We start from the raw sequence: 24,751 nt of genomic DNA, 5'->3' as shown, positions 1-24,751 counted from the left end.
GAACTCAGAGGAGCGGACGGCCGGGGGTGAGGCAGTGGCGGACCAGACGCAGTCCTTCCGCCGCGGCCAGCCCCACGGCGGCCCCGCGGGCCCGGTCGAGGAGCTCGACCGCGTCGGGGTCCAGGGCGCGGAATCCCTGCCCGGGGTAGGCGTAGCAGGCCAGCGCCCGGAGCTTGCGGGGAAGCTGGGCAGCGGTGGGGACGTAGAGGGTGGGGACGAACTCCGCGTGGCGCACGGTGCGGTGTTCGTTCGGGCCGAACTGCAGCAGAGCGGTCCGCGGCCAGCGGCGCGACGATGCGATCGCCGCGCGGGCGACCCGGACGTGGTCGCCGTGCGAGTCGCCGTCCCAGTGGGTGAGCAGGGTGTCGGGCTCGATCTCGGCGACCAGGTCGTCGAGCAGGCCGACGGCTCGGTACTCGGGGATGTCCTCGACCTGGTCGTACCGGCCGTCCCCGAGCCACCGCAGGCGGTGTCCGAGCGTCTGCGCGGCGGCCTCGGCGGCGGCGATCCGCCGGGCGCGCCGGTCGCGGTCCTGCGTGCTCGCGGTCTCGGACACCGTGAACAGGGCGACGGTGACCTCGTCCCCGCGCTCGGTGAGCTGGGCTATCGTGCCGCCGAGCGCGAGTTCGGCGTCGTCCGGGTGGGCCGCGACGATCAGTACGCCGGTCACGTGGAGCCCTTGCGGCCGGCTGCCAGAGCGGCGTCGAAGCCCTCCAGGAAAGCGGTGAACTCCGCCGCGGCCGGTCCGTCGGCGCGGTGCAGCGCCTCCGCCAGGCCCGGGCAGCGGTTGGCGAACACCGGGGCCCGGACCCCGGTGAGCACGGCGTCCCTGACCGGGACCTTGATCCAGGTGGACTGGTACATGTTCGCGCCGTCCAGGCGTGCCCCGCTGAGGTCGGACTGGCTGAACCGGCTGTAGGCGCAGTTGGCGTTCCGCAGGTCGGCCCCGCGCAGATCCGCGGCGAGGTACGCCTGGACGAGCGTGGCGCCCTCCAGGACCGCGCCCCGCAGGCTCATGGCACGCGGCGGGTCGCCGGTGATCATGGCGCGGTAGAGGTTCGCGTGGCGCAGGTTCGCGCGCGCCAGGTTGACGTCGCGGGCGGTCAGGCAGCGGCCGGTGAATCCGCTCAGGTCCGCGTCGGACAGGTCGCTCTCCACCAGGCGCAGGTTCTCGCCGTGCCCGCCGCGCAGGACGGCGCCGCGCAGGCTGCTGGAGCTGATGGACGCGCCGGTGAGGTGGGCCTCGGTCAACCGCGCGCCCGGCAGGTCGCAGCGGTGGAACCGGGCCCCGGTGAGATCGGCGCCGGTCAGTTCGGCGCCGGTCAGCACGACGTCGGCGAAGTCGGCGTCGCGGGCGGCCAGCGCTGCCGCGTGCACGGTGTCACCGCGGACCTCGGACAGGCGCAGCCCGGGCAGCGCGGCGCCGGCCAGGACCAGGCCGTCGGCAGCGGTGAGGCGCTGCAGGACCAGTCCCTGTCCGCTCGCGTTGCGCAGCGACGCCTCGCGCATCGACGACTTGGTGATGGTGAGCTGGTCCACCAGCGCACCGTCGAAGAAGGCGTCGTCCAGCAGGCACTCGTTGATCAGCGCGCCCTGGAGGTTGGTGGCGCGGGCGGACCCGTCGGAGAAGTCGCACTGGTAGAAGAAGGACGCGGCCAGGTGGGCGCCGTCCAGGTGGGTGCCGCGCATGCTGCACCCGTGGAAGAGGGTGCCGGTCGCGTCCCGCAGGCCGGTCAGGTCCGCACCGTCGAAGTTGCAGGTCTGCGCGGCCAGCGCGTGGACATAGGCGGAACGCAGGCTGGCGTCCCGCAGGTTGGTGCGCTCCATGCCCGGGCAGACCATGGTGACCTCGGCGAGGTCGGCCGCCACGAGCAGGGTGCTGTGCAGGACGGCCCGGCTGAGCGTGGCCCGGCGCAGATCGGCGCCGCTCAGGTCGAGACCGGTCAGATCGGCCTCGACCAGGTCCAGGCCGCGGCCGGTGGTGTCGATCAAGTGCTGCGTGATCTCCGACAGTTCCTTCAGGACCGTCGTCCGGTGCGCGTCCTTGCTCTGCGCCAGGCGGGTCATCAGCTCCAGATGCGTGCTGTTGCTCATACGGTTGCTCCTGCGTCGTGATGGTGGATCAGTTCTCTCAGCCAGGCGGCGGTGCCCTTGGCCTGAGGTGCGCCCGGGGCGGGCGGGCCGTGCTCCATGACCAGCACCGCCGGACGGGTCAGGCGCAACAGGTCGGGCAGCAGCCCGGCCAGCCCGATGAAGCCGTCGGCTCTCGAACGGTCGGCGGTGGCGGGCTCGTGGCCGTGCCGGGGGTAGCGCTCGGCCGTGGTCTCGTACACGTGCATGCTGCGGACCCGGCTCCCGAAGGCGGAGGCGAATCCGAGCGGCGTCCCCAGCTCCGCTCCGAGCAGGTGCGCATGGCCGAGGTCCAGGCAGAGGCCGAGGTCGCGGTGGGCGGCCAGGGCGCGGTGGTACTGCTCGGGGGTGCGCATCAGCGGGTGCGCCGAGAGGTTCTCGACGAGGACGGGAACCCCGTAGCGACGGGCCAGCCCGGCCGTGGCCGCCAGGAACTCCTGGCCCGCCTCCTCGAATCCCGCCTCGTGGAAGGGCGGGTAGGGGCTGGGGAAGTGCACCACGACGTGCAGGGCGTCCAGGTCCGCCGCGCACCGCACGGTGGCCTCCGTCAGCGCCAGCGCGGCCGCCGCCTGCCGCGGGTCGGGGCCGGTGGGCGCGAAGCGGCGCAGCGGTGAGTCGAGGTCGTACGGGACCGGGGTGTGCAGGGCGGGCCGGATGCCGTGGTCCGCGCAGAACCGCGCGATCCCGGGCAGCGCCGAGCCGGGGTAGCCGTAGAACTCGATCACGTCGGGCTGGTAGGCGAGCAGGGCTTCGAAGTCGTTGCGGTCGGCCAGGGCCGCGGTCGAGACGCCGAGCAGGGTCATCGGGCCACCTGCGGCTCGGCCGCCGGGCTCGGGGCCGCGATCCCCGCCGGGTGAGCGGCCTCAGTCGGGCGCACGGTCCCCGTCGGGCGAACGTTCTCCGCGGGGCGCACGGTGTCCGCCAGGTGCGCGGCCTCCGCCAGGTGTGCGGCGGCGGCCCGGTCGGCCTTGCCGGTACGTCCCAGCGGTAGCTCCGCCACCAGGTGGACGCGCTCGGGCGCCTTGTACTCCTCCAGCCGCTCGCGGCCGTAGGCGCGCAGTTCGTCCTCGGTGGGGCTGCTGCCGACGGCGGGGACGAAGAGCAGGTGGACGCGCTCACCCAGCATCGGGTCCGGGACGCCGACGGCCAGGCAACCGCCGCAGTCCGGATGCCGGGAGTAGACGTGCTCCACCTCCAGCGGGGCGATCTTGGCGCCACCGCGGGAGATCAACTGCTTCTTCCGTCCGACCAGGCGGACCAGGCCGTCGGCCTCGCGGACGGTGGCGAGATCGCCGGTGCGCAGCCAGCCGTCGGCGGTCGCCTCGGCCGTGGCCGACGGGTCGCCCAGGTAGCCGGTCATCAGGTACGGGGTGCGCAGGCACAGTTCGCCCGTGACGCCGGGGGCCGCCGCGTCCGGGCCCTCGTCGGGGACGATCCGGAACTCCACCCCGGGGCCGGGCCGGCCGATGGTGCCCGCACCGGCCTCGTACTGATCCGGGGTGAGGATGAAGTCGGAGGTCGAGGTCTCGCTGAGCCCGTAGACGTCGGCGATGCCCGTGCCCGGAAGGGCCGCGCGCAGCCGCCGGCCGAGTCCGGCGGGCAGCGGTTCCCCGCCGGTGATCCACAGGGCCGGGGAGCCGGCTTCCTGGAGAGCCGTACGCAGGGCCGGTCCCGTGCGGGGGGCGTCCAGTTCGCGGTTGATCAGCCGCAGCATGCTGGGCACCACGGCGATCCGCTGCACGGACCGCTCGGCCAGACGCCGCAGGACGGCTGGCGCGTTGAACTGCTCGACCAGCTCGAGGGTGCCACCGGTGGCCAGGGTGAGCAGGGACGTCCACTGGCCGAAGGTGAAGTTGAGCTGCAGCACCTGTACGGCCCGGTCGCCGGAGCGGAACGGCAGTACCTGCGCGATGGCCCGCAACTTGGCGGTGAACGCGCGGTGGGACAGGACGACGCCCTTGGGCCGACCGGTGGACCCGGAGGTGAAGGCCACCAGCGCCTGGTCGGCGTCGAGTTCACGGGGCGCGGGGTGCGTCGGCAGGTCCAGGCGGCCGACCCGGTCGGCGGGCCGGTCCTGCTCCGGGCGCACCAGCAGGCGGGCGCCGGTACGCAGCGCCGTTTCCCTCATCACCGTCTGCGGCACCCCGTGGTGGACCGGGACGACGATGCCGCCGGCCTGCCAGATCGCGATCTGGGCCGGGATGTCCGCGCAGCGGTTGCCGACCGAGAGCAGCACCGGCTCCCCCGACCGGTGGCCGGCGGCGGCCAGGTCGGCGCCGATCTCGGATGCTGTGGACGCCAGTTCGGCGTAGGTCAGGGACTGAGTGCCGCTGGTGAGCGCGGTCTGCCCGGAGAACCGGTCGCATGCCTCGGTCAGCAGGGTGTCGAGTCGCTGGTGGCTGGTGTCCACTCCGTTGCTTCCTTCCGGTCCGTGGTCGGGTGGGATGGGGCTGTGGCTGTGGCTGTGGCTGTGGTTGGGGTTGGGGTTGGGGTTGGGGTTGGGGCGGTGGTTGTGGCCGGGGCTGGGGCCGGGCGCACGATCGGATGGCACTGGTGATCGCGCAGCCGTCCGCCACCGCCGAGCGCGGTGATCAGGCGGTCGACCCCGAACATCAGTCCGCCCAGTGGCGGCAGTCCGTGTTCCAGAGCCGCCAGGAACTCCTCGTCCAGCTCGGTGACGCCGAGCTGTCGGCGCTCGCGGGCCAGCGCCTGCTCGGTGAAGCGGCGCCGCTGTTCCACCGGGTCCGTCAACTCGCTGCAGCCCTGTCCGACGTCGAGGCCGCCGATCACCAGGGTCCAGGCCTCCACCAGCGCGGGGTCCCGGCGGTGCGGGCGGGCGAGTATCGCGCCCTCCAGCGGGAAGTCCAGGACGAACGTCGGTTCGCGCAGCCCCGGTTCCACGAGCTTGCGGTAGAGCAGCACGGCCAGGGCGCCGGCCCCGGATCCCGGTGGGACGGGGACGCCGTGGCGTTCGGCGTGCCCGGCCAGTTCGGCCTGCGAGGTGGCGCTGTCCACCGGCGTGCCCAGTACCCGGCCGAGCAGCTCGTGCAGCCGGTACCGGGCGAAGACCGGGACGGCGCTCCCCGGGCCGTTCAGGGCCACTGCCGCGGCGGCCACCAGCTGCTCGGCCAGATCGGCGGTGGCGAGGTAGTCGCTGTGGACCAGATAGGCCTCGCAGGCGCTGAACTCGGGGAAGTGCGTGGCGTCGACGCCTTCGTTGCGAAAGGACCTGCCGATCTCGAAGACCCGGTCCATCCCGCCGACCATCAGCCGCTTGAGGTACATCTCGGCGGTGCCGCGCAGGTGCAGCGGTATGCCCCAGGCGTTCATCCGTGCGGTGAAGGGACGGGCGGTGCCGCCGTGCACCGGGTGCAGCAGCGGGGTGTCGGCCTCGGTGAACCCGCGGGCGTACAACTCCTCCCGCAGGACCCGCAGAACGGCGCCCCGGCGCCGGGTCCGGGCGGTCTCGGCCGGGTCGAGCATCATGCGCTGGTAGCGGTGCCGGGCCGTGGCCGGCCGGCCCGCACCGAGTGCGCCCTCCGATCGGTCCGCCCCGGCTGCGCCCACGGGCCGGCCCGGCAGTGGGCGCAGGGCCTTGGAGGCCAGCCGGAAGTCCACCGCCTCGACGGCCAGGGCGCCGCTGTCCGTGGTGATCAGCTCGCCCTCGACGACCACCAGGTCGCCCAGGTCGACCGACGCACGCCAGCGGGCGCGCGGCTCGGCCGCGGCACGGTCGCCCGGCAGGAGGATCTGGATCTCGTCGGACATGTCGCGCAGGGTCGCGAACTCTACGTCCCGGTGGTCCCGGCGGCTCATGATCCGGCCGGCCACGCTCACCCTGGCCCCCGTACGGATCCGTGGCGGCAGCCCCCCGTAGCGCCCTTGCAGGAGGTGGACGCGGTCGGCGACCGGCTGGGCCGCCGCGTAGAGGTCAACGCCCTCGGACAGCAGGGCGGTGCGCTTGGCCAGCCGGTCCCGGAGCCGGCCGGAGTGTCGTTCCTGCCCGTGCTGGGGGACGGCGGGCGCCGGCCGGGCCGGGCTGTTCATGCCGTCGCGAAGTCGGTCAGGCCACCCGAGCGCACCTGTTCCGCGCGGCGCAGGGTGTCCTGGTCGAGCGTGCGAACCGGGGTGACGAGTCCCTGCGCCATCAGCGAGGCACGGTAGCGCGCGCACTCCTCGGCGGTTCCCACGGCCAGCGTGAAGTCGCGGTGGTGCAGTGCCGAGATGATCAGTTCCGTCGCCCGGGCGAAGCCGATCCCCGGCAGCGCCGTCAGCATCGCGCCGATCAGGTTGTCGAAGGAGAGCTGGTGGGGGGAGGCGGCGATGTACAGCGCGTGGTCCGCGGTGCCCACCGACTGCTCGCTGCAGAAGGGCTCCGGGTAGGCCGGACGCCAGAAGCAGGAGTCGGGGTCGTCCCACAGCGGCTGGATCAGCTTCCGCAGCCGGACGATGTCGCGCCACTCCTCGGGGAGCAGCGTGCCCGGCGGGTAGGCCTGCGGGACCGTCGAGTAGTCGCCGAAATCGGTGGTGAGTACGGCCGTGCAGGTCTCACAGCCCCGGCCGAAGACCGACAGCTGGAGTTCGAACTCGCCCAGGTGGTCCGGGGTGTGCAGGACGTTGGTGAACGGGCCGCGCCGGTAACCGGCCCGCACCCGGGACTTGACCCGGTCGGCGCCGGTCAGCGCGTCCGGGCCCGTCACCAGCAGCATCTCCATCGGACGCGCGCCGTACCAGAGGTCCAGGGAGAGGTGTTCGAGCGGATGTTCCGTGCGACGGGTGTCGGCCCAGGCCCGGACGATCTCCTCCTCGCCCAGCAGCAGCCGGTGCCGGCAGACGACGGTGAGGCCCGCGGCCCGGGCCGCCTCGACGACCGCCTGTTCGAGATTCCGCTCGACCCCGTCCGGCTTGATCAGGAACAGGGAGTGCTGATCTGCCATTGAGCTCTCCTTCATGAGTACACGTGTGCTACGTGCGCCACGTGTGCCACGTGTGCGATGCGCCCCGGAAGTGCACGGTTGGACCGGGCCCGGCCGAGCGAAAATTGACGGCTACGGAATCCGACAATGCCGGGAACGGGGCTCCGCGTACATTGCCGAATTTGCGTGACACTCCCCTCGGGGACCATTTTCAGGTGACCGTGAAATCGGTAACGAATTCACGTGACACGCGATCTCGTGACAGGCGGGAGCCAGGGAATTCGTTGACACCGTTCGGGTTTTCCGGTGAACTATTGAACGTGCCGCCGGGGAAACAAACCCGACGGGACGAGCACCGAATTAACCATTCCATCTCTTTTGAGGAGCCATCATGACTCGCAACCACCTGGTCGGCATGCGTCCGCGTCTGGACAAGGTCAACGTCCGCACCGGCAAGTAATTCGCAGCGCTGAGGGTGTCGTCGGGCATTCGCCCGGCGGCACCCTCGCCTGCTTGGTCATACCCGCTTGGCCACACCCGCGTGGCCCCACCCGCTTCCCCGTTTCTCCGTTTCTCCGCACGACGGGAATTCCCATGAACGCACCGCTGTCGCTCGACGTCCCCGTGGTGGTGAACCACGAACCCCGGCTGCGCACCACAAGCCTTTGCTTCGCGCTCGGATTCGGAGCGCGACACGATCCTCCCGGCAGTTCCGGCGTCGCCCACATGCTCGAACACCTGGTGATGTCGACGCCGTTTCCGGACGGCCTCTCCTTGTGTGAGCGGATCGAGCACCGCGGCGGCGAATGCAATGCCATGACCGGGCCCGAGTCGCTCGTGGTCCACGCCCAGGTCCTGAACGAGGACGCCGCCGAGGTGGCCGAGTGGATCTGCCGGGCCCTGCTGGACCTGCGCGTGGACCAGGAGCGGCTGGACACCGAGCGGCGGGTGGTCCTGCAGGAGCTTTCGGCGGCGGCCTCCGACGACGCGGACGCCGTCCAGGAGGCCTTCCTCGGCCGTCTCTTCGCCGGTCATCCGCTGGGCTCCCCGGTCGGCGGCCTGCCTCGGACGGTGTCCGGGCTGACCGTCGACTCGGTGCGGGATGCCCATGAACGCGCGCTGCGGACCGCTCCGCTCGCCGTGTCCAGCGTCGGCGGCCTGACCGAGGAGGCCCTGCGCGAGGCGCTGTCCGTGGCGGGGCTGGGCCGGATGGCGCGCGGTGCGGTACCGGATCCGGGCCTCGGCTCGACCGGCGGAGTGCCCGGTCCGCTGACCCCGGGGCTGGTGGAGCAGTGGCCCGACGAGTTCTGCTGGATGCTGGTCGGGGGGCGCGCTCCCCACGCCACCGATCCGCGCCGGCACGCTTCCGCGATCCTCGGATACCTGCTCGGTGGCAGTCCCGCGTCACCGCTGTACGACCGGTTCCGCAACCAGGACGCCCTGGCGTACTCGTTTCGCTCCTGGTCGCGCAGCTACAGCGATACGGGAGCCTGGCGGATGCTCGCGGGCTGCGAGCCGGACAACGCCCCCCGGCTGCTCGCCGCGTTCCGCGAGGTGCTGGACCAGGTGGCCGTCGACGGTCCGCAGGAGCAGGCCTTCCTGGCCGCCAAGCGCCAGGCGACCGTCGAGGCCGTCCGGGAGGCCGAGGCCCCGCTCGACCTGGCCATCGTGCTGGCCACCCAGCGGCTGCTGAGCGAGCGGGTCTGGGACGCGGACGAGGAGATCGCCGCCCTGAAGGCCGTGACGGCCGAGCAGGTTCGCGGCGCGGCGGCGGAACTGTCCGCGCAGTTGATCGCGGTGATCCGGCCGGAGGGCCGATGAGCGGCGAGGCGGCAATCACGGTCCCGCCCCCTCCCACGGTCCCGCCCCCTCTCACTGCCGCCGACTCCACGGCCGCCGGTTTCACCGCCACCGACAGCTATCTCCGAGCCGCCGACGAGGTCGGCCTGCTGAGCCGCCTCGACGGCCTGCCCCTGGTGGCGGGCGAGTATCTGGAGCCCGCCAGCAGGGAGTTGCAGTGCCTGGTGGAGTACGCCGCCCCGGAACTGCTCGCCGACGCGCCCCGGCTGCTCGACACCCTCTTCAGCCGTCACCCCGACTGCACGGCTGCCGTGGTGCGGGTGCCGGCGCACCTCGCTCCGCATGCGCTCCTGCAGCCCCTGCTGACGTATCTGCGGCACGTCGCCGAGCCGCCCGCGCCCGGCGCCCGCCCGTCCGACGCCGTCGACATCCGCGATGCCGCCGACACGGACCGGGACGCGGTGGGCCGATGGCTCTCGCAGGCGATCCGCGGGGCCTGCGCCGGCCGCGGTGCCACCGTCGACGAGCTCGGGACCGAGGACTGCGTCCGCGGCCTGCTCACCGCGCCCGACCGGCGCTCGTACCTGGTCAGCGCCCCCGGACAGGTGGACCCGGTGGGTCACGCGACGATCCTGACCGACGCGTACGACGACGTCAGCGGCACCGGCTTCGTGGAACTGGTGGACATCCTGGTCGAGGACGGCGGCCTGCGCCGGTCCGCGACCGACCGCCTGGTGGCCGCCTGCGCCCGCACCGCGGCCGAGCTCGGCCTACCGCTCATCGGCCACGTCTCGCACCCCCGTGACCCCGACGGCGCGGATCCGGCCGCCACGATCGTGGCCGCGCTGTGCCGTAAGGGCTGGACCCCGACCCATCTCTACCGCTACGCCGCGCGCCCGTGATCAAGGCCGCGGCTGCCGCCCAGGCTTCGAGGAGCTCCCGCATGACCCCTGATCCGCGCTCGTCCTTTCCGATCGACCTCGACCTGCTCTACGAGCTCCTCGACGTCGACCGCAGCCTGCCCGTGCGCCGGCTCCTGCAGGCCGCCCGGCTGGTACGCGGCGTGCTCGCCCCGCTCGTCCTGTCGTTGGCCGTCCGCGAGGGAACCCCGATGGGCAGCGGCTCGCGCGGCGAGCTGGAACGCCTGCACCGGAGGATCGACACCTACGCCCGCCTGAACGAGGAGATCGCGCGGGTGCCCGGCGCCCGCGTGGTCAAGGGCCCGTCCCTCGCCCGCTACTACCCCGAAGGCGTGCTTCGGCCGCTCGGCGATCTCGACGTGGTCACCACCACCGAAGCCGCCCTGTGGCAGGTGCTGGCGCTCGTCACGGACCGCCACCACAGCGACGAGGCCGAACTGACCGAGCTGTACGCGGACGGGCAGCGGCACGTGTTCGCGGGCGTGTGGTGGACCGGTGAGGATCCGCTGCTGGACCCCGACCACTGCGTCGACATCACCACCTTCGCCTTCCACGGCCGGCCGGGCCTGGTCCCGCTGCGCGCCGCCCTGCCCGAGGACCAGGCCCACGCCGACGTGCTCTCCCTCGCGGAGGAGCGCTTCCAGCGCCCGTTCACCGTCAAGGACATCCTCGATCTGGTCTTCGTCATGACCTCGCCCGCGGCCCCGCGCAGCAGCGGACTGATCGCCGCCGCCACGGAGTTCGCGCTCGCACCCGAGCTGCTCGAACTGTGCGAACGGGTGCGTGCCTGTCCGCGGCTCGCCGCCACCCTGCCGTCCGAACTCGTCGACGGTCTGCGCGCACCGGCCGAGGCCGAGCGGCTGCGCCGGGCCGAACAGGCCGGCCCTCCCCAACAGGCCGGCGGTCCAGAACAGGCCGGCGGTCCGCAGGAGTCCCCGGTCCCGGCCGACGCCTCACCCGCACCGCGCTACGGAATGCTGCTGGCCACCCCGCTGCGGCGCGGCGCGGGCGACAGCTGCACCGAGCACCGCTGGAGCGGGGGCGCCATCACCCGCACGCCGATCGCGGACTTCCTGATGGTCCCCGGCGAGCTCGTCGACCCGGACAGCTACGAATCCGCCCTCGCCGAGCTGAGCACGCTCACTCCCTGGCCGCTGCGCCCCGATGACCGCCGCCCGGCGTGGCCGCACTCCGACAGGGGGGTCTGAGCCCGATGGCCGTACTCGACATCCGCGATCTCAGCCGTACCTACCGCAGCAGGCGGGGCCGCGAGGTCACCGCGCTCGACCAGGTCACCTTCCAGGTCGAGCAGGGTGAGGTCCTCGGCCTGCTCGGACCGAACGGGGCCGGGAAGACCACCCTGTCCCGCATCCTCACCACCCTGCTGGTGCCCACCTCGGGCAGCGCCCGGGTGGCCGGCTTCGACGTCGTCCGCCAGCCGCGCGAGGTGCGCAGCAGGATCGGCCTGGTCCTCGGTGGTGACCGAGGCCTGTACGGACGTCTGACGGCGCGCCAGAACCTGCGCTACTGGGCCGCGCTGCAGGGGCTGGGCACCCGGGCCGCCCGCAGTCGCGCCGACGAGCTGCTGGAGCTCCTGGGGCTGTCCGGCCGCGCCGACGACCGGGTCGAGACCTTCTCCCGGGGCATGGTGCAGCGGGTCCACCTGGCCCGTGCACTCCTCGGCGAGCCGACCGTACTGATCATGGACGAGCCGACCAACGGCATGGATCCGCACGCCGCGACCGGTTTCCGCGAGCTGGTCCGGACGCTGAAGGACCGCGGCACCACCGTGGTGCTCACCACGCACGACATGCAGGAGGCCCAGGCGCTGTGCTCGCGGGTGGCGTTGATCGACCACGGCCGGATCCTGCGGATCGGCTCCGCCACCGAACTGCTCGCCGACATCGGCGCCTCCCGCACGCTGACGGCCCGGGGCGTGCCCGCCGAGACCGCCGCGCGCATCGCGGCGCTCCCGGGCGGCGCGGCCACCGACGCCGAGGGCAACCTGACGGCACACCCGGCCGACGAGGACACCCTGTCCCGGGCGCTGCTGCTGCTCGTCCAGGTCAGGGCGTCCTCGATCGCGGTCACCGCGCCCAGTCTCAGCGAGGTCTACCGCAGCATCATCGAGGACCGGGAGTTCGCGCTGTGATCCTCCCCTACGTCCGAGCACAGGGGGTGATCATCGCCCGCTCTCCCGGCATGCTCGCCACCCTGGCCGTGATCCCGCTGTACTCGCTCGTCTTCTTCCACTTCCTGCAGCGCCATCACCGCGAGGACCTCGCCACCACGGTGGCGCTGACCTCCTTCGTGATGAGCCTGTGGGCGCACTCCGTCTTCGTCGCCTCCGGGGTCGTCGACGACGACCGGTCGGACGGCACGCTGGAGTTGTCGCTGCTCAACCCCGGGCGCTATCTCACCTCGCTGATCGTGCGGATCGCCACCACCACCGTGCTCGCCCTGGCGGCCCTGGCCGAGGTCGTCCTGATCGGGCGAAGCGTGTTCGCAATGGACGTGACGCTGCACAACCCGGGACTCGCGGTGTTGGTCGTGGTCCTGCTGGCCGCCGGCTGTACGAGCAGCGCGCTGCTGGTCAGCGGGCTCATGATCATGGTCCGTGGAGCGCGGACCCTGCAGAACTCGCTCACCTATCCGTTCTACCTGCTGGGCGGGCTCATCCTGCCCGCCTCTCAACTGCCGTTCCCGTTCCGGGATCTGGCGAAGGTCTTCTTCCTCTCCTGGGGCACCGGGCTGCTCCGCAGCGCCGCTGCCGGCGGCCCGGTCACCCAACTGCCGGAGCGGCTGGGCATGCTGTGCGCCCTGATCCTGCTGCAAGGCCTGCTGGGCGTACTGGTCCTGCGCCGCGTCCTGACGTCCATCCGCAGCGGAAGGGTGATCCTGCATGACTAGCCAGACGGGGGCGCCCCCCGCTCCCCTCCCGACGCCCCTCCCGACGCCGCTCCCGGCTCCGCTCCCCGTCCCTCGCCGCACCGTCGGGGCGACCCTCCGGCTGATGGGCTACGGGGCTCTCGCCAGCTATCAGGACTACCGCGCCATGTTCGGCTGGCGCTCATGGCTGGGCGGCTGGCTGGTCAGGCTGCTGTGCCAGGTGCTCTTCTTCGCGAGTCTGGGGCAGCTGCTCGGCTCCCCGGGATCCCAGGGCTACCTCGCCCTGGGCAACGCCGTCGTGCTCGGCCCGCTGGGCGCGCTCGGCGTGGTCTCCTCGACCGTCGGCGAGCGCCGCTCGGGGACCCTGCAGTTCCTGCTGCTCAGCCGTACCCCGCCGTTCCTCGCGCTGGCCTCGCGCGGCCTGCACTGGGTCGCCGACGGCCTGATCACCTCGACGATCGCGCTGCTGGTGATGAACCTGCTGCTCCCGGTCCACCTGCACTGGGCGGCACTGCCCGCCATCATCGGCGTGACCGCACTGATGACCCTCGGCACCTACTCCGTCGCCCTGTGCCTCTCCGGTATCAGTCTGCGGATGCCGGAGTCCCGGATGTACCTGACGGTCGGCACCACCATCGTCCTGATGCTGGTGGGCGGGGTGAGCACGCCGGTCCCGCAGAACGGTCTCCCGGCGGTGCTCGCCCAGCTGCTGCCGGTCAGCCACGGCCTGGAAGCCGTAAGGCAGTTGGCCCGGGGCGGCGCACTGCCGCTGCCGCTCGTCCTCGGCGAGCTGCTGGTCGCCGCCGGCTGGGCGGCGGCGGGATTCCTGGTACTCACCCAGGGCCTGCGGCACACCGTCCGCTCCGGCACGCTCACCCTTCGCTGAACCCCCGCCACGAGAACAGGAGTCGAAACATGAGCACATTGACGTCGATCTGCGCCGCTGGGCCGAAGACGGCTTCGGGGTACCGGACTTCCTCGACTCGCTCCTGGCCTTCGCCCCGGCCGGCGACCGCCGGGACGGGCGGGAACCCCCGGGGCTTTTCCTGATGCGCAGTCAGAATGCCCGCGCCGTGGTGAGGTTCGAGGCCGTGGCGATGCGGCTGGTGTGGCCGGACTGGCTGGCCGAACTGGAACGCACCACGTTCGTACGACCTGTTCATGGTCAAGAAGCAGGCGCCGTTCTGGATGTACGCCCTGGAGGATGTCACGGACTCTGCACTGAGGCTGATGAGCCGTGCGCGGGCACAGCCGTACGCCGCTGATGGGGTGCCGTCCGGTTGGCGTAGCCCTGCTGCAGGGCCAGTACGACGAGTTGGGTGCGGTTGGCCGTTCCCGTCTTGACGCGCAGCCGACGCAGGTAGGTGTCGACGGTGTGCGGGCTGATCCCCAACTGACGGGCGATGGCGCAGTAGGTGCCGCCGCCGATGAGCAGGCCGAGGACATCCGTTTCACGGTCGCTGAACTGGGGAGACGTGGCGAGTGGGTCGGTCATGGTGGGTTCCTTCGTCCGGGCGTCGCGGCTCGAGGCAGCCATCTCGTTGGTGGACGGTGCCGGCTCCTTCACCCAGCCTGGCCACTCCGACGCCCGCCCTCCACCCCCCACGGGCCTCAGCAAGGTGCCTGGCAGCAAAACGAGGCAGGGGCAAACCGGGCCACACCAGACCATCTGACCCCGGCGGGCGGCCGCGGGGCACCGGAATCACGTGACTGTCGCAGACCGGCCCGGTGCCGCAGTCTGGTCACGGCCCCGACACGAGAACAGCAGGAGGACGGACATGCCGACCAGCGGCAGCGGAGCCCGCCACGTGAAGGAGCTCGCACTCTTCCTCTCGGTCTACCGGGACGCCGGCCCGGCGATCCTCTGGCCCGAACACGACCACCCGAGCTCCCACCCGAAGGCCACCGCAGCCGATCTCGCCGTGCTGGAAGCCGAACTGTCCACCGTGCTCGGCACCGCGGTACGCATCACCCACGACGCACCCGACGCGCCACGGCAGACCCGCCAAGGCCCCGACTCCACCCACACCCTCGTCCAGCAGCTCTCGGGCGGCGGTGACTGGACGCTCCACCCGGGAACGGGGGACAACGCCCCGACAGCCCCGTTCCACTGCCGCCTGCGAGCAGGAGAACTGCTCTACGTACCCCCCGGACGCGCATGGACGGCCGACCTCTCGGCTTCCGCGCGCTATCTACTGATCCGCATCGAGCCGGCCGCCTGACCCGGCCAACCGACCCGGCCAACCGACCCCGGGTGACCGGACTCAGGCCTCCGCGCAGGCGGACCCGGACCCGTCCGCCACGGGGGCACACATCTCCCCGGCATCCAGCAGCCCCCGCTGCACGGCGGCCACACCCGCCTGGAAGCGGCTCTCCGCGCCCAACTGCTCCATGATGTCGGCGATATGGCGCCGCGCCGTACGCAGCGACATGCCGAGACGACGGGCAACCGCCTCGTCCTTCAACCCGGCGGCGAGCAGCCGCAGGATGGTCTGGTCGATCTCCTGGGCAACCTCGCCGAAGCCCTGACTGGCCGCGTCCGCGAACGGCGTGGCATGCGTCCAGGTCTGCTCGAAGACATCGGCGAGATAGCACGCCACCGAAGGCTCACTGATGGCCACCGCACCACGCGAGCCGTCGTTCAGCGGAAGGAAGGCCAACTCCCGGTCGAAGACGATGAGCCGGCCGAAGAGCTCGTGCGCGGTCCGGTACTGCGCCCCGAACTCCGACGCCGCCGCGACGTACGCCTGGCTCGGACCGTTGAAACGCGCAGTGTGGTGATACAGGGTGCGCATCCGCACACCACGCTCCAGGATCGCCCGGTCGCGGGCCAAGGCCTCGCCCATCGCCTCGACCACCCGGCTGCCACCCCCCGGCTGGCTGGAGAGCACCTCCTCCGTGCACCGTTCGGAAGCCTGCGTGAGAGCGACCCGGACCTCCAGCATGTTGCCGATCAGCCGAAACTGGCCGTTGCCCCGCTTGGCGTGCCGGAGGTACTCCACGGAGAAGTGGTCCAGCTCCTTCTGGGCGCGGTCGAGCTCCTCCTCGACCTGACGGATCCGCGACCGCATGGGGGCGGCCAGCTCCGCACGGGCGACATCGGGCGACACGGCGAAACCCTCCGCCGGATCCCGGGGGTCGCGCCGGATCAGCCGGGAAGCGGTGAGCCGGGCGAGAGCCTCCCGCACCTCCTCCTCCCGCAGACCGAGACCGGCCGCCACCGAGGGTTCGTCCAGACGCCCCTGCTCCAGGACCCACCCGTAGACAGCCGTGTCGGCCTTCCCCCAGCCATCCGGGACCGCAGATAGATCCCCATCGCGGCTAATGTCCATTGATGTCCCCTCCTCGCCTTGCTGCCACGCACCTTGCTGAAGGGGGTGACCAATTGCTGTCAGGATAGGCGGTGGGAAAGACTTCACCCGAAAGCAGGAAAACGGCGAGCAACCAGACTTACCTCGCACCGAGTTCTCTCAATACATCCCCTGGAGAAGTCCATGACGCGCATTGCCCGCATAGTGACCATCGCAGCTTCTGTCGCCGCCCTGCTGTCGCCGGTCGCGGTCGAGGCCTACCAGGATGCCACCCACGGGCAGGTGCGCTTGGCTGCGGACGGCGAGCCGACCGACACCTCCTGGGGCTGGGGCGGCGTTCCGGTCAAACTGCAGTAGACACCACCTGAACAGCCGCGACCGGGTGTCCGAAGGCATCGGCCGCTCCGGCCCGCGGCCTCGCGAGACGAGTGAGGGGCTCCTGCCGCCCGCAGTCAATTGCCGCCGGGTAATGAAATGGTGAAATCTCGCGCGAGAATTCACCGGACAGCCCGGTATCGAATAGCCATGGCCGGAAACCGCCACGGAGCGGGCTTACCGGCGGTACCCCCGGTAAGCCTCCTCGGAGCTGCTCCTGACGGTGGTGCTTCTGGTCACGGACGGGTGGTGAACCGGCCGTCGGGCAGTTTCCGCAGCCGACCGCGATCGACAAGTCTGGCCGGAATTCTGCGTAGCGGTTGCAGCCGGGCCTTCATGCCGGCGTCCACCCCTGCGCAACTGTGCCTGAGTGCCGTTAGGTTGATCTGCCTTCGGTCTAGGGTGGCCGTGATCGCAAGATGTCCCGGGAGGTCCGCTGTGCCGTTTCGACGGGGTTCATCCGTAGTCGCCCCACGGCGGGGCCGGGCCGTTCCTCTGCCGGGACCGGCGGAGGGGTTCGCCACGGTGCGGAGTGCCGGATGACGGACGGCATACGGGGCCTCGCACCGGCAGGACTCGCCGCGCCTGCGGAGGAGTCCGAGCAGGTCGGGAAGCCCGAGCAGGTCGGGAAGCCCGAGCAGGTCGGGGAGTCCGGGCAGGCCGAGGGGGCCGGCGGCGCCGAGCCCTCCGCCGGGCTGTCCCGGCGGCGTGCGTGGGTGGCCGCCGTGGCGGTGGGGGCCGTGCTGCTCTCCGCCGCCGGGGTCGGCGCCTCGCTGGTGATCAAGTCGCCGGCGCAGGCCGCGGCCGAGGCGGGCCCGCCGCCCTTGGACGTACTCGTCGCGCGGGTCGAGAAGCGCGTGCTGCGCGACACCCTCGTCGTGCGCGGCACGGTCACCTCCGCCCAGGCCGTCCAGGTCACCCCGGCGGTCGCGGGCGGGGAGGGTTCCGGCCCGCCCGTGGTCACCAAGGTCGCCGTCGGGCCGGGGGATCCCGTCGTGGCGGGCAAGGCGCTCCTGGAGGTGTCCGGGCGTCCCGTCTTCGCGCTGCCCGGTGCGCTGCCGGTGTACCGGGACCTGAAGCCGGGTGCCACCGGTGACGACGTGAAGCAGCTCCAGAAGGCCCTCGCCGGGCTCGGCCACGGCACGGGATCCGACAAGGCGGGCACCTTCGGCGCGGGGACCAAGGCCGCGCTCGGCGCGTTCTACACGTCGATCGGCTACGACCCGCTGCCCGCGGTGGCCGACGGCGGCGAGGCCGTCAACGGCGCCGAGGACGCGGTCACTTCTGCCGAACGGTCCCTGGAGGACGTCAAGGCCGCCGCCAGGTCCGGTACGGGTGGCACCGGTACGGCCGGCGGCAAGGGGGCCTCGGGCGCCACCGGCGGCAGGGGCGCCGGTCAGGATGCCGCCCGCTCCGTGGCCCGCGCCCAGGAGGACCTGGCCAAGGCCCGCGAGCGCCTCGCCGAGGCCCGCGCGGCCGCTGGCCCCATGGTCCCGGCCGGCGAGGTCGTCTTCCTGGAGTCCTTCCCCGCGCGCGCCGACTCCGTCGGCGTTCGCCCGGGCTCCGCCGTCAGCGGCCCCGTGATGACCCTGTCCGCCGGTGCGCTCGTCGTACGCGGGCAGCTCGCCGAGCACCAGAAGGGCCTGGTCCGCGCCGGCCAGAAGGTCGAGATCCTCTCCGAGGTCAGCGGGGTCTCGGCGGCCGCCGAGGTGTTGTCGGTCGCGGACACCGTGTCGGTGCCGCCCGCGCCGAACGGCGGTCAGGGGGAGGGGCAGGGCCAGCAGGCTCCCGCCCCCAGTGGTCCGAGCGGGTACGAGATGCTCGTACGCCCCCTCGCCGCGCTGGACGCCACACTCGCGGGTCAGGACGTACGGCTCACCGTGGAGGCCGCCGCGACCGACGGGAACGCACTGGTCGTTCCGGTGACCGCCGTCTCCGCCGGAACCGACGGCCGCACCAGTGTCACCGTCGTGGACGGTACGGGGGCCCAGCGCCGGGTCGAGATCCGGCCCGGCACGACCGGCGACGGCTACGTGGAGATCCGGCCCACCGGGAACGGCGTGATCGCGGACGGCGACTCGGTCGTCATCGGAGTCGAACCGGGCGTCGCGGACAAGCAGTCGGGCGGCAAGCCCGGCGGCGGCAAGAGCGGCGGCGGATCATGACCAAGGCCGCCGCTGAGCCCGTCAGTGAGCCCGTCAGTGAGCCCGTCAGCGAGCCCGTCGGCGAGCCCGTCGGCGAGGTCGTGGCCGAGGCAGTGGCCGAGGCCGCGCCACCCGTCATCGAGTTCCGGCAGGTGGGCCTCACGTACCCGGGCCCGCCGCCGGTGGCCGCCTTCACACCGTGCGATCTCACCATCCAGCGCGGTGAGTTCGTCACCGTCGTCGGCCCGTCGGGCTCCGGCAAGTCGACCTTCCTGAACATCGCGGGCCTGCTCGACGCACCCACCACGGGCCGCTACCTCATCGACGGCATCGACACCGGCGTGCTCGGTGACGGCGACAGGACCGCCCTGCGCGGACGCCGCATCGGATTCGTCTTCCAGTCCTTCCACTTGCTGCCGCACCGCTCGGCCCTGGAGAACGTCGCCCTCGCCATGCTCTACAACGGAGTACCCCGCAAGGAGCGCCCCGCCCGCGCCCGGGAGGCCCTCACCCGGGTCGGGCTCGCCCACCGCCTCGACGCGCCGCCCTCGCGGCTGTCCGGCGGCGAACGCCAGCGAGTGGCCATCGCCCGGGCCCTGGTCGCCCGGCCGTCGCTGCTGCTGTGCGACGAACCCACCGGGAATCTCGACTCCGCCAACGCCGACACCGTGCTGGCCCTCCTCGACGAGCTCCACGCCGACGGGATGACCGTCCTCGTCATCACCCACGACCAGGAGGTCGCCGCGCACGGCGGCCGGACCCTCGCGATCCGCGACGGCGTTCTGCGCGAACAGGCCCCCGCATGAACCCGCCCCGGCTCCGGCGGCTCGTACGGCGACGCTCCCGCTCCGCCGTCCGTGTCGAGCCCTCCCGCTTCACCGCCCGCGACAACGTCTCGGAGGCCCTCGCCGGGATCCTGCAGCGCCCGGCCCGCTCGGCGCTGACGGCGCTCGGAACGGTCCTCGGCGTCGGCACCTTCGTCGCGGTCCTCGGCCTGACCGCCACCACCTCGTCCCAGATCGACGGCCGCTTCAACCTGCTCACCGCCACCGAGGTGACCGTCGAGGACATCGCCCGGAACAAGGACCCCTTCGCCGGCCCGGGATTCCCGGCGGACGCGGACCTCCGCGTCGAGCGTCTGGGCGGGGTCCGGCACGCGGGCGTCTTCTACACGGTCCGACTCGATGCCACGGCCGGCAGGGTCCGTTCCGCCCCGGTCGGCGGGAGCGACGGCGGGGGCGACAGCACCGAGGTGGTCGCAGCCTCCCCCGGCGCCTTGCGGGCCGCCGTCCCCACGTTGGCCCAGGGCCGCCTCTACGACGAGTACCACTCCCGTACGAGGCAACGCGTGGCAGTCCTCGGCTCGTCCGTCGCCGCACGCCTCGGCATCACCACCCTCGACACCCGGCCGGCCGTCTTCATCGGCTCCGAGCCCTTCGCCGTGATCGGGATCATCGAGGACGTGCAGCGCAAGTCCGACCTCCTCCTCTCGGTCGCGGTGCCCCGCACCACCGCCGAGGAGATCTGGGGCCCGCCCGAGGGCGACGGCACCACCATGCTGATCGCGACCGACATCGGCGCCGCCCGGCAGGTCGCCCGGCTCGCCCCCACCGCACTGCGCCCCGACCACCCCGAGTACCTGAAGTCCGTACCGCCGCCGGACCCGCGGACGTTGCGCAGCGGGGTCACCTCCGACCTGGAACAGCTCTTCCTGATCCTGGCCGGGATCTGCCTGGTCATCGGGGCCGTGGGCATCGCCAACACCACCCTGGTCGCCGTCCTGGAACGCACCGGCGAGATCGGCCTGCGACGCGCGCTCGGCGCCCGCGGCCGCCACATCACCACGCAATTCCTCGCCGAATCAGGTGTCTTGGGTGCGCTGGGCGGGCTCGTCGGCACGTCCCTGGGCACCCTCACCGTCGTCGGCGTCGCCGTCTTCCGCGACTGGACCCCCGTCGTCCACCCCGGCACCGTCGCGGTCGCTCCGCTCCTCGGACTGCTGACGGGAGTCCTGGCCGGCCTCTACCCCGCCTGGCGCGCCGCCCGCATCGAGCCGGCGGAGGCGCTGCGGCGCTAACAGGCGGGGGCGGAGGCAGGGGCGGAGGAGGGGGCGCCGATGGTGAGGGTGGCCGGGGTGGAACAGCAGCCGCCGCCCGTTTCCTCGGTGGAGGCCGCCGGGGGCTGATCGAAGAGGCCGGCTCCGCCGCAGACTCCGGTCTCGGGGAGGGTCAACTCGACGCGTTCGGCGGCCTCGTGGTCGCCCGCGAGGGCTGCGGCGATGGAGCGGACCTGCTCGTAGCCGGTCATGGCCAGGAATGTGGGGGCGCGGCCGTAGGACTTCATGCCGGCGAGGTAGACGTCCTTCTCCGGATGGGAGAGCTCGCTCGCGCCGTGCGGGTAGACGGTGCCGCAGGAGTGCTGGTTGGGGTCGATGAGCGGGGCCAGGGCGGTGGGGGCCTGGAGGCGTTCGTCGAGGCCGAGGCGCAGCTCGCCGAGGAAGGCGAGGTCGGGGCGGAAGCCGGTCAGGACGATGACCTCGTCGACCGCGTCCAGGCGGCGGCCGTCCTCACCGACGAGGACCAGGCGGCCGTCGGAGTCCCGCTCGACTGCTTCGGTACGGAAGCCGGTGACCGCGTCGGCGTGGCCGCCTTCGACCGCGGCCTTGGCGGCGAGGCCGAGGGCGCCGCGGGCGGGGAGCTGGTCCGCGGTGCCGCCGCCGAAGGTCGAGCCGGAGATGCCGCGGCGCAGGATCCAGGCGGCATGGGTGCCGGCCTCCTCCTTGGCGAGGTCGGCGAGCTGGGCGAGCGCGGTGAAGGCGGAGGCTCCGGAGCCGATCACGGCGGTGTGCTTGCCGGCGTAACGGGCGCGCACGGCCTGGTCCCCGAGGTCCGGGACCCGGTAGGTGACGCGGTCGCCCGCGGCGCGCTCGCCGAGGGCGGGGAGGCCGCTGGCGCCGGCCGGGCCCGGGGTGGACCAGGTGCCGGAGGCGTCGATGACGGCGCGGGCGAAGACGCGGGCTTCGCTGCCGTCGGGCGCGGTGTGGTGGATGACGAAGGGCTGGGCCGCGCGGTCGGTGTCGACGATGCGGTCGCGGCCGGTGCGCGAGACTCCGGTGACCGTGGCCCCGTAGCGGACCCGCTCGCCGAGGGCGTCGGCCAGGGGCTGGAGGTAGAGCTCGGCCCAGTCTCCGCCGGAGGGGTAGGAGGCGGGGTCGGGCCTGGTCCAGCCGGTGGGGGCGAGGAGCTTCTCGGCGGCCGGGTCGACGATCTCGCCCCAGGTGGAGAAGAGGCGTACGTGGGCCCATGCGCGGACCGCGGAGGCGGCGGCGGGGCCCGCTTCCAGTACGAGGGGCTCGATGTCCCGCTCGATGAGCCGGGCCGCGGCCGCGAGGCCGATCGGGCCGGCTCCGATCACGACGACGGGCAGGACTTCGGTGGATGCGTTCACGAGGGTTCCCCTGACTGCTTCTTCACTTGACCGGATCACTACTTCGACGTTTGTCGATGTCTCGACGCCTCCAGGCTGGCACCTTGTATCGACGTTCGTCAACATAGACATCCATCTATTGTCTGGGGATGATGAGGGCATGTCCCCTTCGAAGGTGTTGCCCCTGCTGGAGCCGGACGCCGTGGCGGCGTGCTGCCCGCCCCTGTCGGAGCGCCCGCTGACGGCCGAGGAGGCCGAGCGGACCGCGCTGATGTTCAAGGCCCTGGGCGATCCGGTGCGCCTGCGGCTGTTCTCCGCCATCGCCTCGCACGAGGGCGGAGAGGCGTGCGTGTGCGACATCTCGGACGTGGGTGTTTCGCAGCCGACGGTCTCGCACCACCTGAAGAAGCTCAAGGACGCCGGCCTGCTCTCCTCCGAGCGGCGCGGCACCTGGGTCTACTACCGCGTGGAGCCCTCCGTCCTCGCCGCCATGGGCGCCCTGCTGACCCGGGCGGGCTCGGCGTGAGCATCCGCATCGAGCCGCTGACCCGGGCGCACGCGGACGAGGTCCTGGCGATCTACCGGGCCGGGATCTACGAGGGGAACGCCACCTTCGAGACCGAAGCCCCCACCTGGGAGGCCTTCGACGCGGCGAGACTGCCCGAACACCGCTTCGCCGCGGTCGACCCGGACGGGAAGCTGCTCGGCTGGGTGGCCGCGTCCAAGGTCTCGGACCGGTGCGCGTACGCGGGCGTGGTCGAGCACTCCGTCTACGTCCACCCCGGCGCCCGGGGCCGCGGAGTCGCCCGCGCCCTGCTCGACGCGCTGATCGCCTCGACCGAGGCGGCGGGCATCTGGACGATCCAGTCCGGGATCTTCCCCGAGAACACCGCGAGCCTGGCCCTGCACCAGCGGGCCGGGTTCCGCGTCATCGGCACCCGCGCCCGCATCGGCCGCCACCACGGCGTGTGGCGTGACGTCGTCCTGCTGGAGCGCCGCAGCCCGCGGATCGGCTGAAGGCGGAGCCGACGGCCCGTCCGTCCGCCGCGTCAGGCGGAGGGCGGCTCGCCGTCCGTCGTGCCGCGCACGAAGACGACCGCGACCAGCGCCAGGCCCACGACCGCGCCCACGAGCTGCACACCGACGAACGCCGGGACCGAGGCGGGGGCGATGCCCGCGAAGGTGTCGGTGAAGGCGCGGCCGATGGTGACGGCCGGGTTGGCGAAGGAGGTGGAGGAGGTGAACCAGTACGCGGCGCCGATGTACGAGGCGACGGCTACGGGCGCGAAGCGCAGGCGGTCCGTCCGCGCCAGGCCGAAGATCAGCATGATCAGGCCGGCGGTGGCGACGAGCTCGCCGAGGAGGAGGTTCCCGGCGGAGCGGTCGTGCGTGGACCACTTCACCAGCGGCTCGCCGAACATCGCGTCCGCGAGGACGGCGCCCGCGATGGCGCCGGCGATCTGCGCGGGGACGTAGACGGCCAGCTCGCGCGACGTGACACCCGCACCGCCGCGGCGGGCCGTCCACCACTCGGCCAGGGTGACGGCCGGGTTGAAGTGAGCCCCGGAGACCGGGCCGAGGAGGGCGATGAGGACTCCGAGGCCGAAGACGGTGGCGGTGGAGTTGGCCAGGAGCTGGAGCGCCACGTCCTGGGTGAGGCGCGTGGCCTGGATGCCCGAGCCGACGACGATCGCGACGAGGGCGGCGGAGCCCACCAGCTCGGCGGCGGCGCGGGAGACCAGCGGGGTGCGGGGCGGGGTCGCGCCGGGTGCGGGCCGGGGCGCGTCACCGGCTGGAGCGCCGTCGGCTGGAGCGCCGTCGGCTATGGCGTTGGCGGCGGGCTCGGGGGCGGTCACGACGGGTTCTCCTCGGGCAGGTGAGGCAGGGCGGGGCGGTGAGGCAGAGCGGGGCGGGGAGGGGCGGCGGCGGGGGCGGCTACGGGCAGGACCGCTTGAGGTTCGCTTCGGCGGTGAGGCGCGCGGTGGACGCGAGGGCGGCGAACTGACCGGCGAGCGCTTCGATGGCCTCCGGACGCAGGCGGTAGTAGGTGAACCTTCCGCAGGGCTCCGTGTCCACGATCCCGGCCTCGCGCAGCACCTTCAGGTGGTTGGAGAGGTTCGTCTGTCTGGCACCCGTCTCCTCGATCAAGTGCGTGGTGCAGAGCGTCTCCTGAGCGAGCAGGGTCACGATCCGGAGCCTGAGCGGATCGGCCAGAACCCGGAGCAGATCAGTGTCGACTGACGTCATCATGGACTGATACTTTCACATCATCCAGGACTGATGTCAGTCTGTGCTGAATCATGAAGGAAGTACCGATGCCCTCCGCCCCGCTCGCCTCCGTGCTGTTCGTCTGCATCCACAACGCGGGCCGCTCGCAGATGGCCGCCGGCTTCCTGCGCCACCTCGCGGGCGACCGGGTCGAGGTCCGCTCCGCCGGATCCGTCCCCGGCGAGCAGATCAACCCCTCGGCCGTCGCCGCCATGGCCGAGCTGGGCATCGACATCTCCGACCGGAAGCCGAAGGCGCTGACCCCCGAGGCCGCGCAGGCATCCGACTACATCATCACCATGGGCTGCGGCGACGCCTGCCCGTACTTCCCCGGCAAGACCTACCTCGACTGGCGGTTGGAAGACCCGGCCGGCCAGGGCGTCGAGGCCGTCCGCCCCATCCGGGACGAGATCAAGGGCCTGATCGAGGGCCTCATCGCAGAGATCGACGCCAAGAACACGCAGGAGGGGGAGGGCTGACCTCCCCTCCTCCCGGAGGGCGCGCGGCAGGGATCCTCCGCTGTGCGGAACCGCGATCGCCCGCATGTCCCGGACTCACTCCCTTGCCGGAGC

The 24,751-nt window shown here is 72.5% G+C and carries 25 protein-coding genes and 1 pseudogene; 15 read left to right on the top strand and 11 right to left on the bottom strand.

What is annotated here, in order from left to right:
• Positions 1-4: 4 nt before the first annotated feature.
• The 6 genes from OG247_RS18440 to OG247_RS18415 are packed head-to-tail and all read right to left on the bottom strand — an operon-like array spanning position 5 to position 7,067.
• Entirely contained in the window at positions 5-670 is a 666-nt protein-coding gene (locus OG247_RS18440) for a PIG-L deacetylase family protein (RefSeq protein WP_327253282.1), read from the bottom strand.
• A complete protein-coding gene (locus tag OG247_RS18435; protein WP_327253281.1) occupies positions 667-2,094 on the bottom strand; it encodes a pentapeptide repeat-containing protein in 1,428 nt (475 codons plus the stop codon). Before OG247_RS18435 ends, OG247_RS18440 begins: the two co-directional genes overlap by 4 nt.
• Complete coding sequence (locus OG247_RS18430; protein ID WP_327253280.1) at positions 2,091-2,933, bottom strand: sugar phosphate isomerase/epimerase family protein; 843 nt, start codon at positions 2,931-2,933, stop codon at positions 2,091-2,093. Before OG247_RS18430 ends, OG247_RS18435 begins: the two co-directional genes overlap by 4 nt.
• Positions 2,930-4,540: a class I adenylate-forming enzyme family protein gene (locus tag OG247_RS18425; RefSeq protein ID WP_327253279.1), complete on the bottom strand. Its 1,611-nt coding sequence runs from the start codon at positions 4,538-4,540 to the stop codon at positions 2,930-2,932. The genes OG247_RS18430 and OG247_RS18425 overlap by 4 nt, the downstream gene beginning before the upstream one ends.
• Positions 4,504-6,177 carry an amino acid--tRNA ligase-related protein gene (locus OG247_RS18420; RefSeq protein WP_327253278.1) on the bottom strand — a complete coding sequence of 558 codons (1,674 nt, stop codon included), beginning with the start codon at positions 6,175-6,177 and terminating at the stop codon, positions 4,504-4,506. Before OG247_RS18420 ends, OG247_RS18425 begins: the two co-directional genes overlap by 37 nt.
• Positions 6,174-7,067 carry a hypothetical protein gene (locus tag OG247_RS18415; protein ID WP_327253277.1) on the bottom strand — a complete coding sequence of 298 codons (894 nt, stop codon included), beginning with the start codon at positions 7,065-7,067 and terminating at the stop codon, positions 6,174-6,176. The genes OG247_RS18420 and OG247_RS18415 overlap by 4 nt, the downstream gene beginning before the upstream one ends.
• A 573-nt stretch (positions 7,068-7,640) precedes the next feature.
• On the opposite strand from OG247_RS18415, the gene OG247_RS18410 reads away from it, so the two are divergent.
• The 7 genes and pseudogenes from OG247_RS18410 to OG247_RS18380 all read left to right on the top strand — a co-directional run.
• Positions 7,641-8,867 carry a M16 family metallopeptidase gene (locus OG247_RS18410; protein ID WP_327253276.1) on the top strand — a complete coding sequence of 409 codons (1,227 nt, stop codon included), beginning with the start codon at positions 7,641-7,643 and terminating at the stop codon, positions 8,865-8,867.
• Positions 8,864-9,748 (top strand): hypothetical protein, encoded by an 885-nt coding sequence (locus OG247_RS18405; protein WP_327253275.1) that lies wholly within the window; start codon positions 8,864-8,866, stop codon positions 9,746-9,748. Before OG247_RS18410 ends, OG247_RS18405 begins: the two co-directional genes overlap by 4 nt.
• Before the next feature lie 41 nt (positions 9,749-9,789).
• Positions 9,790-10,974 (top strand): hypothetical protein, encoded by a 1,185-nt coding sequence (locus OG247_RS18400; protein ID WP_327253274.1) that lies wholly within the window; start codon positions 9,790-9,792, stop codon positions 10,972-10,974.
• Positions 10,975-10,979: 5 nt separating this feature from the next.
• Complete coding sequence (locus OG247_RS18395; protein WP_327253273.1) at positions 10,980-11,918, top strand: ABC transporter ATP-binding protein; 939 nt, start codon at positions 10,980-10,982, stop codon at positions 11,916-11,918.
• Positions 11,915-12,676 (top strand): ABC transporter permease, encoded by a 762-nt coding sequence (locus OG247_RS18390; protein ID WP_327253272.1) that lies wholly within the window; start codon positions 11,915-11,917, stop codon positions 12,674-12,676. The genes OG247_RS18395 and OG247_RS18390 overlap by 4 nt, the downstream gene beginning before the upstream one ends.
• Positions 12,669-13,541 (top strand): ABC transporter permease, encoded by an 873-nt coding sequence (locus tag OG247_RS18385; RefSeq protein ID WP_327253271.1) that lies wholly within the window; start codon positions 12,669-12,671, stop codon positions 13,539-13,541. The genes OG247_RS18390 and OG247_RS18385 overlap by 8 nt, the downstream gene beginning before the upstream one ends.
• A gap of 34 nt (positions 13,542-13,575) precedes the next feature.
• Positions 13,576-13,920: pseudogene (locus OG247_RS18380) on the top strand (DUF6421 family protein); the annotation flags it as partial.
• Here the strand turns inward: OG247_RS18380 and OG247_RS18375 are convergent.
• Positions 13,863-14,150, bottom strand: coding sequence for a response regulator transcription factor (locus OG247_RS18375; RefSeq protein ID WP_327253270.1), 288 nt, complete (start codon positions 14,148-14,150; stop codon positions 13,863-13,865). The pseudogene OG247_RS18380 and the gene OG247_RS18375 sit on opposite strands and share 58 nt — an antisense overlap.
• Positions 14,151-14,433: 283 nt before the next feature.
• On the opposite strand from OG247_RS18375, the gene OG247_RS18370 reads away from it, so the two are divergent.
• On the top strand, positions 14,434-14,877 hold the full coding sequence (locus OG247_RS18370; protein ID WP_327253269.1) for a hypothetical protein: 444 nt from the start codon (positions 14,434-14,436) through the stop codon (positions 14,875-14,877).
• 42 nt (positions 14,878-14,919) lie between these two features.
• Here the strand turns inward: OG247_RS18370 and OG247_RS18365 are convergent, their stop codons facing one another.
• A complete protein-coding gene (locus tag OG247_RS18365) occupies positions 14,920-15,987 on the bottom strand; it encodes a helix-turn-helix transcriptional regulator (RefSeq protein ID WP_327253268.1) in 1,068 nt (355 codons plus the stop codon).
• 162 nt (positions 15,988-16,149) lie between these two features.
• On the opposite strand from OG247_RS18365, the gene OG247_RS18360 reads away from it, so the two are divergent.
• From OG247_RS18360 to OG247_RS18345, 4 genes are all read left to right on the top strand, one after another.
• Positions 16,150-16,323, top strand: a complete 174-nt coding sequence (locus tag OG247_RS18360) for a hypothetical protein (RefSeq protein ID WP_327253267.1) — start codon at positions 16,150-16,152, stop codon at positions 16,321-16,323.
• Between the two features lie 557 nt (positions 16,324-16,880).
• Positions 16,881-18,506: a peptidoglycan-binding protein gene (locus tag OG247_RS18355; RefSeq protein ID WP_327253266.1), complete on the top strand. Its 1,626-nt coding sequence runs from the start codon at positions 16,881-16,883 to the stop codon at positions 18,504-18,506.
• Positions 18,503-19,291, top strand: a complete 789-nt coding sequence (locus tag OG247_RS18350; protein WP_327253265.1) for an ABC transporter ATP-binding protein — start codon at positions 18,503-18,505, stop codon at positions 19,289-19,291. Before OG247_RS18355 ends, OG247_RS18350 begins: the two co-directional genes overlap by 4 nt.
• Positions 19,288-20,562 (top strand): ABC transporter permease, encoded by a 1,275-nt coding sequence (locus OG247_RS18345; RefSeq protein ID WP_327253264.1) that lies wholly within the window; start codon positions 19,288-19,290, stop codon positions 20,560-20,562. The genes OG247_RS18350 and OG247_RS18345 overlap by 4 nt, the downstream gene beginning before the upstream one ends.
• Here OG247_RS18345 and OG247_RS18340 read toward each other — a convergent pair.
• Complete coding sequence (locus OG247_RS18340) at positions 20,559-21,932, bottom strand: NAD(P)-binding domain-containing protein (RefSeq protein WP_327253263.1); 1,374 nt, start codon at positions 21,930-21,932, stop codon at positions 20,559-20,561. The two genes, OG247_RS18345 and OG247_RS18340, sit on opposite strands and share 4 nt — an antisense overlap.
• A gap of 139 nt (positions 21,933-22,071) precedes the next feature.
• On the opposite strand from OG247_RS18340, the gene OG247_RS18335 reads away from it, so the two are divergent.
• Together OG247_RS18335 and OG247_RS18330 are read left to right on the top strand one after the other, a co-directional pair.
• Entirely contained in the window at positions 22,072-22,437 is a 366-nt protein-coding gene (locus tag OG247_RS18335) for an ArsR/SmtB family transcription factor (protein WP_327253262.1), read from the top strand.
• Positions 22,434-22,928 (top strand): GNAT family N-acetyltransferase, encoded by a 495-nt coding sequence (locus tag OG247_RS18330; RefSeq protein WP_327253261.1) that lies wholly within the window; start codon positions 22,434-22,436, stop codon positions 22,926-22,928. Before OG247_RS18335 ends, OG247_RS18330 begins: the two co-directional genes overlap by 4 nt.
• Before the next feature lie 32 nt (positions 22,929-22,960).
• Here the strand turns inward: OG247_RS18330 and OG247_RS18325 are convergent, their stop codons facing one another.
• Together OG247_RS18325 and OG247_RS18320 are read right to left on the bottom strand one after the other, a co-directional pair.
• Positions 22,961-23,767 carry an aquaporin gene (locus tag OG247_RS18325; protein ID WP_327253260.1) on the bottom strand — a complete coding sequence of 269 codons (807 nt, stop codon included), beginning with the start codon at positions 23,765-23,767 and terminating at the stop codon, positions 22,961-22,963.
• A 79-nt stretch (positions 23,768-23,846) separates the two neighbouring features.
• On the bottom strand, positions 23,847-24,161 hold the full coding sequence (locus OG247_RS18320) for an ArsR/SmtB family transcription factor (RefSeq protein ID WP_327253259.1): 315 nt from the start codon (positions 24,159-24,161) through the stop codon (positions 23,847-23,849).
• A gap of 65 nt (positions 24,162-24,226) precedes the next feature.
• Here OG247_RS18320 and OG247_RS18315 point away from each other — a divergent pair, with 65 nt between their 5' ends.
• Positions 24,227-24,658 carry an arsenate reductase ArsC gene (locus OG247_RS18315; protein WP_327253258.1) on the top strand — a complete coding sequence of 144 codons (432 nt, stop codon included), beginning with the start codon at positions 24,227-24,229 and terminating at the stop codon, positions 24,656-24,658.
• Positions 24,659-24,751: the final 93 nt, after the last annotated feature.

It is taken from the genome of Streptomyces sp. NBC_01244, from assembly GCF_035987325.1.
Taxonomy (GTDB): domain Bacteria; phylum Actinomycetota; class Actinomycetes; order Streptomycetales; family Streptomycetaceae; genus Streptomyces.
This window is presented reverse-complemented; position numbering and strand designations above follow the sequence as displayed.

Excerpts from the sequence above, each read along its gene's own strand:
- OG247_RS18320 (WP_327253259.1), bottom strand. The coding sequence starts at position 24,161 with ATGATGACGTCAGTCGACACTGATCTGCTCCGGGTTCTGGCCGATCCG.
- OG247_RS18430 (WP_327253280.1), bottom strand. The coding sequence starts at position 2,933 with ATGACCCTGCTCGGCGTCTCGACCGCGGCCCTGGCCGACCGCAACGAC.
- OG247_RS18375 (WP_327253270.1), bottom strand. The coding sequence starts at position 14,150 with ATGACCGACCCACTCGCCACGTCTCCCCAGTTCAGCGACCGTGAAACG.
- OG247_RS18315 (WP_327253258.1), top strand. The coding sequence starts at position 24,227 with ATGCCCTCCGCCCCGCTCGCCTCCGTGCTGTTCGTCTGCATCCACAAC.
- OG247_RS18385 (WP_327253271.1), top strand. The coding sequence starts at position 12,669 with ATGACTAGCCAGACGGGGGCGCCCCCCGCTCCCCTCCCGACGCCCCTC.
- OG247_RS18350 (WP_327253265.1), top strand. The coding sequence starts at position 18,503 with ATGACCAAGGCCGCCGCTGAGCCCGTCAGTGAGCCCGTCAGTGAGCCC.
- OG247_RS18435 (WP_327253281.1), bottom strand. The coding sequence starts at position 2,094 with ATGAGCAACAGCACGCATCTGGAGCTGATGACCCGCCTGGCGCAGAGC.
- OG247_RS18360 (WP_327253267.1), top strand. The coding sequence starts at position 16,150 with ATGACGCGCATTGCCCGCATAGTGACCATCGCAGCTTCTGTCGCCGCC.
- OG247_RS18345 (WP_327253264.1), top strand. The coding sequence starts at position 19,288 with ATGAACCCGCCCCGGCTCCGGCGGCTCGTACGGCGACGCTCCCGCTCC.
- OG247_RS18405 (WP_327253275.1), top strand. The coding sequence starts at position 8,864 with ATGAGCGGCGAGGCGGCAATCACGGTCCCGCCCCCTCCCACGGTCCCG.
- OG247_RS18355 (WP_327253266.1), top strand. The coding sequence starts at position 16,881 with ATGACGGACGGCATACGGGGCCTCGCACCGGCAGGACTCGCCGCGCCT.
- OG247_RS18335 (WP_327253262.1), top strand. The coding sequence starts at position 22,072 with ATGTCCCCTTCGAAGGTGTTGCCCCTGCTGGAGCCGGACGCCGTGGCG.
- OG247_RS18420 (WP_327253278.1), bottom strand. The coding sequence starts at position 6,177 with ATGAACAGCCCGGCCCGGCCGGCGCCCGCCGTCCCCCAGCACGGGCAG.
- OG247_RS18400 (WP_327253274.1), top strand. The coding sequence starts at position 9,790 with ATGACCCCTGATCCGCGCTCGTCCTTTCCGATCGACCTCGACCTGCTC.
- OG247_RS18365 (WP_327253268.1), bottom strand. The coding sequence starts at position 15,987 with ATGGACATTAGCCGCGATGGGGATCTATCTGCGGTCCCGGATGGCTGG.
- OG247_RS18395 (WP_327253273.1), top strand. The coding sequence starts at position 10,980 with ATGGCCGTACTCGACATCCGCGATCTCAGCCGTACCTACCGCAGCAGG.
- OG247_RS18370 (WP_327253269.1), top strand. The coding sequence starts at position 14,434 with ATGCCGACCAGCGGCAGCGGAGCCCGCCACGTGAAGGAGCTCGCACTC.
- OG247_RS18415 (WP_327253277.1), bottom strand. The coding sequence starts at position 7,067 with ATGGCAGATCAGCACTCCCTGTTCCTGATCAAGCCGGACGGGGTCGAG.
- OG247_RS18410 (WP_327253276.1), top strand. The coding sequence starts at position 7,641 with ATGAACGCACCGCTGTCGCTCGACGTCCCCGTGGTGGTGAACCACGAA.